Genomic DNA, 6,737 nt, shown 5'->3' with positions numbered 1-6,737 from the left:
AAGGCTACCAGGGACTACTCGCCCTAGCCTTCGGCTATCCATGGCTCGCAGCGACGGCTACTGTTGCAGGAGCTACAGATATCCCTGCAACCAGTTTTGTGATTTCGGGAAGCAATACAACGCAGGAAACGGGCACTTTAGCACTTGACACAGCTACGACGACACCTTCTGTGGGTGATGCCGTACAAGCAGGTATAGTAGCGTGTACTACACCTAGTCTGATGACACCAACAACGCTTTATTTGGTGGCATCAATGGTTCAGGGAGGAGGAGAATGGGGGGGTAGCGGCGTAGCAACAGGTGCAAGGGACGACACTGATGGTTATAGCAACACACAAACTATTGTGAACACCTTAGGAACTAGCACGAATTATGCTGCGAATACTTGCTCTTTATTGCAACTTCAAAGCAACGGCATTACACCATGCTATGTTGGTGGTGTGTGTTACGAAGACTGGTATTTACCCGCAAGATACGAATTGAGTTGCATGTATAACAATAAAGACGCTATCGGTGGGTTCCACGCTAACTACTATTGGAGCTCTACTGAGTACGACGCGAACACCGCATGGACTCGGAACTTCGACAACAACAACCTGGCGGCCTACCCTAAGGACTCCTCAACAAACACTCAATTTCGTTGTGTTCGAGCTGTTACCAATTAATCAATTTCCAGGTCGTATAAACGGCCTGGTGCCACATTAAAATGTGGTTTGATATACTGAGTTAACTGGATAGCGGTACCAGAAAACAAATTTAACATTGGAAACTCATACAAACAGGAGTCGGTCTTATTTCTTCAATATATTTATTAAGTAAGTCTTTTGCTGGATATGTATCTTTTATATGACTTGTAATTTGTTTTAATTTATCGATTTTACGCTCAATCTGTTCATCTTTATCTACAAAATTTGATTTTTCAATATTGATAACGTCCTTAACATAGTCACAAGCAACTGGAACATCAAATATTTTATACTGCTCTAACTCTAATATCAGTTTTTGCGATAATTGCACAATTTCCGAATCCTTTTGTTCTATATTGCTCGTTTTTACTCTTATTATTTCAGGCTCAGCAGTATTTTCCACTGCCGGTTTATCTCTTAGGCTTAATCCCAATTGATTCATAAGCCCCGTTGACGATTGAGGTATATCATTCTTTGATTGAGGATTTTGAATAACTGATTGGTTCTCCAGGCTCTCAGTTGATTTAGATCGAACATATTCTCCTATACCCACAGAAACAGCAGTAATCAATCCAACAATACCAATACCCACAGCACTAAGACTAAGGCCCGTTGCAGCAGCCCCCAGAGTAGCAGCTGCTGCAACACCAAATACAGCAGGAGCAACACCCGCAGTACCTATACTTAATACTAGTGCTGCAGCAATAGCACCGACAGTTAATAGCCCCACCCCAATACCGGCGGCTATATCACTTGCCAATGAGGGAGTTGTAAAAAAATCATAAAGCGTGGTAAAAACCGTATCGTCAATTGTACCGCCTGTTTTTTGTAATCTAGCCGCAAATCGTTGAGTTTCTTGAGTTGATATCGCTCCAATTTCATTTTTTAGTTTAATAATTTCATCACTATGATCGCCTGGCAGTCTACTAAGATCGACTAGACGATTGTTTAAATGTTCCATAGATATAGTTAACTCGGTTTCATAATGCCAGAGTAATGCTTCATAAATTAGTTGTTTAGAATAAGGTAGGGGAAGTCCATTTTCATCGATTTTTGGGATTTTATATTTATCTAACATATTTCCCAGACGATCGTGGGCAGCTATTCTATAGTTCTCTTTATTGCCGGCATCTATTTCAGTTAATACGTTGTTTAACTCATAGATTGATTTAAATTTCGTTCGCTCACCATTTATACCGCCAAGACTTTGTGCACTATTAAAAGCCTCGACCAATATTTTTCGATCTATTTTATTGCCTGTAAAAAAATGTTCAAAAGACGTAGACAGTCTAGACGTATTGATTTCTTTTCGTTCTTTCATGGTTGCCTCCACTTTTAATATATTCACCAGATTATCATCCAAATTATTAAGAAATGATTAGGCAGATATGGTGTTTAAGGAAGGCTTCATAAAAATTGACTATGTGAGATAAAGCAAATATACCGCATTTAATGCTAAACCGTGTTCGCCAGTTAATTTCAAGCACGTCGGCTTATAGCTAGAGAAGATGAGAAGAACTAATCCCGCAGTAAAAACTACGGGATTCTGCAATAGAAATGCTTCATAAAATAACAGGCTAAGCGCCAGAAGAGCTAGCCTTCGGCTCAGAGCAGTTTGTATTATCATATTCGATTCCAGGGTTGATCTTGACGCATAACTCAATGACATGAATCAGGAAAAGAAAGTCTTTGTTATCTACTCCTTTATTTTTCAATACAATACATTCTTGATACAAATATGACAGCACCTTATCAAGCTGTTCAGATTCAATGCAACTACCCTGACTATCTAAATTTGCATGTACATTGTGTAGCAACCAGACACGCAATGTTCCTGAAATAACATAATATTGATGATCGCTTGTGTCTGGGTGAGCAATCACCTTTAAAAGCAGATCACAGGCAGTGCGCCACTCATTGGAGTCAGAATGGAACAGAAAGTTAATGAAAAACAAAAGATGCTCTTGTACAAAGAATGACTCCGAAAGCAGATTGCTAAGTACTAGAGCGCCCGTATTTTCCGTATCAATCAGCTCACCAAGTCTAACAAGTACCATTGTTGCTGCACTTCACACTTGCTTGTTTTCATTATTCAAGTTGCCAACTGACCAGTGATAGAGCGGAACAAGTAAAGAATGGTCGAGGAGTTTCGTCAATTCATCAAACACACAGAACCAATTTTGTTGAAGTCGTGTATAAGCCTTGTCTTCCCCAATCCATTCGATATTATTCCTAAATAGTTCAAGAGTAACTAATAATTGTTTCTCATCCATTGCGCGAATACATGTACGTAGCTGCATCCGTGCTTCCTTGATAATTTGTGCGTTATTATCGGAAGTATCATTGAGCCCAGAAAAAAACGAGTAAAAAGTAAGTACCAATTGATCGGAACTCATTAGGTTTATAAAGACAGGAATCAATGAGATGTTTTGATTGGTGCTTAAATAGTTTTGTTGATTTTGTAAATTATCAACAAATAAATTACATGCGGGAACTAACTGTAAAGAAGTCATCTGACCAGAAAAAATCTGTAGAAGAGATAATACTGCTTTATTACATTCTGGACTCTGTTGATATTGAATTGCATCAATAGTCCAGTTGAACAATGGTAATAATTGTTTTAAATCAAAACTACGCCCCAGCATTTCAAGTGTCTCATACACACCACTTACAATCCAAGGCTCCGATGCCTGCGTACGTGTCAATAATTTATCTAACCTTGGGGCCAGTTTCTCAGCTGAAATTCGACTTGCAAGTGCATGAATTATTAAAGGAAGCTGATATTTTATTTGATAATTAACCGTTCCCAGGTTATCCAAAACCCATTCAATAACAGGTTCGAACTCCATATCACTGCCTGTGCACGGGCTTGGTAGTTTTGATTTGCAGGATCATCCAACAAAGGATTTAAAGCATAAAGTCGTTGTTCTGTGGTCATAATTGCAGAAAGTGACTGGATTAATTTGAGCTCTATATCAGATAATCGCGTCTCTCGTGGTGTTAATAATATTAGAAGACGATCTACTGCATCATTAGACAAAACAGAAGAAATACTAGAGAAGAGTTCCAGAGTTTTTCTGTACACATGAGTAAGTTCATAATGGGTAACGAATGGTTTCGCTTTTATCTTTGGGGACAAATACTCAAGATAGTTTAATAATGGTTGCACCAGAATTTGTTGTTTCGCTTCGAAGAGGAAAATTACAATTTTCAGTAGCTCTATTGTATGCTCATTAATAGCTTGGTGAGGTCCATTTAGCTTCTCTAAAACGCGGTCAAACAACATATCATATGGCTCAGTCTCCCTTCGATTTGCCAACAGCTTAAGAACGCTTAATGCGTTGCTTCTAATAGAAATATCTTTATCATCAATATGATGCATAATCCAATTATTCAGCGGTTTCAATTGTACTGATGTAATCTTTCGTTGTGTAGATAGACTACTAATTAATTCGGGTAATATATACGAGGCAGGATGTTTCTTTTTCTCTAACTCATGCAGTATTAATTCCAATGCAAGTGACCATTGTTCTGAATTAAATCGTTTAGCTATTTTTAAGAAAACAGGAATATTGATTGAATCGTTTTCCTTAAATTGATTTAAAATAAAATTCAGATGATTAGGAGCGATATGTTTTGCTAATTTGTCAAATATAGAAAGTACATGATAACGAACAGAATGATTATTCTTCGTATGTTCAAGTAAAGGCCATACTTTATTCAAGCAATATTCCAATTGAGAGTTGCTCATAAAAGGAGTATGCGTTTCTATTAAATGTTCTACATTTTTGAGTGCTGAGTTAAATTCCTGCTCATTATTACATTGCAGTACTTCAAAAACAGCTTTAATTTCTTCATCTGCCAGGGTTTTCTGTATTTTAACACGAACAGAATGTCCCTCAATTGTTCGATTAGCGGCCAAACCTAAACCTAAACCTAAAGATATATGATATACAGCATCAAAAGTCAGGTCAGATAAACTATGCCATTGAGTTGGGAGGCGCAGAAAATACACGATATGCAAGAAAAATATTATACCCGGTATAATATTTCATTAAGGAATATTGAAGAATAGAATCTATTAGTACTTAAGATATAAATTCAGGTGCTTGAATTAAACTGATAATAGCTTTATTGGCTTCAGGAAAGTCATCTGGATTTAAATCATCTAATTTAATCCATTTCATACTTAGTTGCTCCTCCTTACAAGAAGGTACACCAGCAAATTGACTCACGTGAAAAACTATCAGCTCTACTTTTTTATCTTTATATTGATGTACCACATCCCCCAAATATTGGAATTGTTGTACATCAAGGTTTACTTCTTCTTTAATTTCTCTGATTAAAGCCATTTCAGGGGATTCATTGCTTTCGACTTTCCCGCCCGGAAACTCCCAACATCCGCCATGTGGTACATGAAGCGGACGCTGAGTAACTAATACATGTTGCTTGTCATCAGTTATAATTGCTACGGCAACTTTCACACTAAACTTCCATGACAGGACTTATATTTTTTTCCTGAACCACAAGGACAAGGATCATTACGCCCTATTTTCTTTTCATGTCGGCGAAATGTCTGATCGGCATGTTCGCTTTCATCACCATTAAGGCTTTCATGAGTCAAACTCATTTTTTGAATCTGCTCGGAACGTCGTAACTCTTCAACCGCATTGGCATCTTCTTCTGTCTGAATCTCAACTGACGAAAGCAACTTGATCACATCATATTTCAGATTATCAAGCATCATGGTAAATAAAGAGAACGCTTCCTTTTTATATTCTTGCTTGGGATCTTTTTGTGCGTATCCGCGCAAGTGTATACCCTGACGCAATTGATCCATTGAAGCTAAGTGTTCTCTCCACTGATTATCCAGGGTTTGTAAAATAACTGATTTTTCAAACTGAGATATAACCGGTCTACCAGTTTTCCGTACTTTTTCATCATAATGCTCTATCGTAAGAGCCATGATTTTGTCCTTAATTTCTTCAGCCTGAATACTGTGATCGTCTTCAACCCACTGAGAGACAGGCGCTTTAATTTTAAACTCATCAATTAAGACATCGCTTAATGCTTTAGTTTCCCATTGATCTTCCAGACTCTGAGGCGGAATATAAGTGTCAACCAGACTGTTGATCACTTCTTCTCTCATCATATCGACCACTTCTTCGGTATCCGCCATTTCCATGATTGAAGCACGCTGAGTATAAATAACCTGGCGTTGATCATTCGCCACATTATCGTAATCCAGCAATTGCTTTCTTACATCGAAATGATGTCCTTCAAGTTTCCGCTGCGCATTTTCAATGGCTTTGGTCACTAAACTATGTTCAATAGGCTCACCTGGCTTCATTCCTAAGCGACGCATCATGGATGCAACCCGTTCAGAAGCAAAAATACGCATCAGGTTGTCTTCAAGAGAGAGATAAAAACGGCTGCTACCCGCATCTCCTTGACGACCTGCACGACCTCGCAATTGATTATCGATACGCCGGGATTCATGACGTTCAGAACCAATAATTCTCAAACCACCGAAAGAAAGAACATCATCATGACGTTTTTTCCATTCAGTCTTTAGTTCATTTTTTTCTTCTTCAGTTGCCGAATCAGGCAATAAAGCCATATCTGCAGACAAACTACCGCCTAAAACAATGTCAGTTCCCCGACCAGCCATATTAGTGGCAATCGTTACAGCACCAGGACGACCTGCTTCAGCAATAATCTGAGCTTCTTTTTCATGGAATTTAGCATTTAAAACCTGATGCTTGATATTTGCTTTTTTCAAAAGCTGGCTTAAATATTCAGAAGCTTCAATAGATGCAGTACCAACCAGAACAGGTTGCATACGTGTACCACACTCTCGAATGTCTTCGATAATAGCCTGATATTTGTCGATTTGATTTAAGTACACCAAATCAGCTTCATCTTTTCGCTGCATCGGCTTATTCGTTGGAATCACAACTACTTCAAGATTATATATTTGCTGGAATTCATAAGCTTCGGTATCTGCTGTACCCGTCATTCCGGATAACTTATTATACATCCGGAAAAAAT

6 protein-coding genes and 1 pseudogene are annotated in these 6,737 nt (G+C 38.3%); 1 reads left to right on the top strand and 6 read right to left on the bottom strand.

Annotated features, from left to right (window positions below; genetic code table 11):
* Positions 1-665 (top strand): annotated as a pseudogene (locus Q0495_RS03385) (DUF1566 domain-containing protein); the annotation flags it as partial.
* A 91-nt stretch (positions 666-756) separates the two neighbouring features.
* On the opposite strand, the gene Q0495_RS03380 reads toward Q0495_RS03385, so the two are convergent.
* The 6 genes from Q0495_RS03380 to Q0495_RS03355 all read right to left on the bottom strand — a co-directional run.
* A complete protein-coding gene (locus Q0495_RS03380; RefSeq protein WP_298623110.1) occupies positions 757-2,007 on the bottom strand; it encodes a hypothetical protein in 1,251 nt (416 codons plus the stop codon).
* A 256-nt stretch (positions 2,008-2,263) separates the two neighbouring features.
* Positions 2,264-2,743 carry a hypothetical protein gene (locus tag Q0495_RS03375; RefSeq protein ID WP_298623108.1) on the bottom strand — a complete coding sequence of 160 codons (480 nt, stop codon included), beginning with the start codon at positions 2,741-2,743 and terminating at the stop codon, positions 2,264-2,266.
* A 12-nt stretch (positions 2,744-2,755) separates the two neighbouring features.
* A complete protein-coding gene (locus Q0495_RS03370) occupies positions 2,756-3,535 on the bottom strand; it encodes a hypothetical protein (RefSeq protein WP_298623106.1) in 780 nt (259 codons plus the stop codon).
* Complete coding sequence (locus tag Q0495_RS03365; RefSeq protein WP_298623104.1) at positions 3,472-4,710, bottom strand: hypothetical protein; 1,239 nt, start codon at positions 4,708-4,710, stop codon at positions 3,472-3,474. Before Q0495_RS03365 ends, Q0495_RS03370 begins: the two co-directional genes overlap by 64 nt.
* 64 nt (positions 4,711-4,774) lie before the next feature.
* Positions 4,775-5,170, bottom strand: a complete 396-nt coding sequence (locus Q0495_RS03360; protein WP_298623102.1) for a (deoxy)nucleoside triphosphate pyrophosphohydrolase — start codon at positions 5,168-5,170, stop codon at positions 4,775-4,777.
* The coding region (locus tag Q0495_RS03355) for an SEC-C metal-binding domain-containing protein (RefSeq protein WP_298623100.1) at positions 5,167-6,737 on the bottom strand (1,571 nt) is incomplete at its 5' end. The genes Q0495_RS03360 and Q0495_RS03355, both read right to left, overlap by 4 nt.

It is taken from the genome of uncultured Legionella sp., from assembly GCF_937871865.1.
GTDB lineage: Bacteria > Pseudomonadota > Gammaproteobacteria > Legionellales > Legionellaceae > Legionella.
The sequence above is the reverse complement of the archived record's forward strand: the minus strand, read 5'-3'. Positions and strand labels throughout refer to the sequence as shown.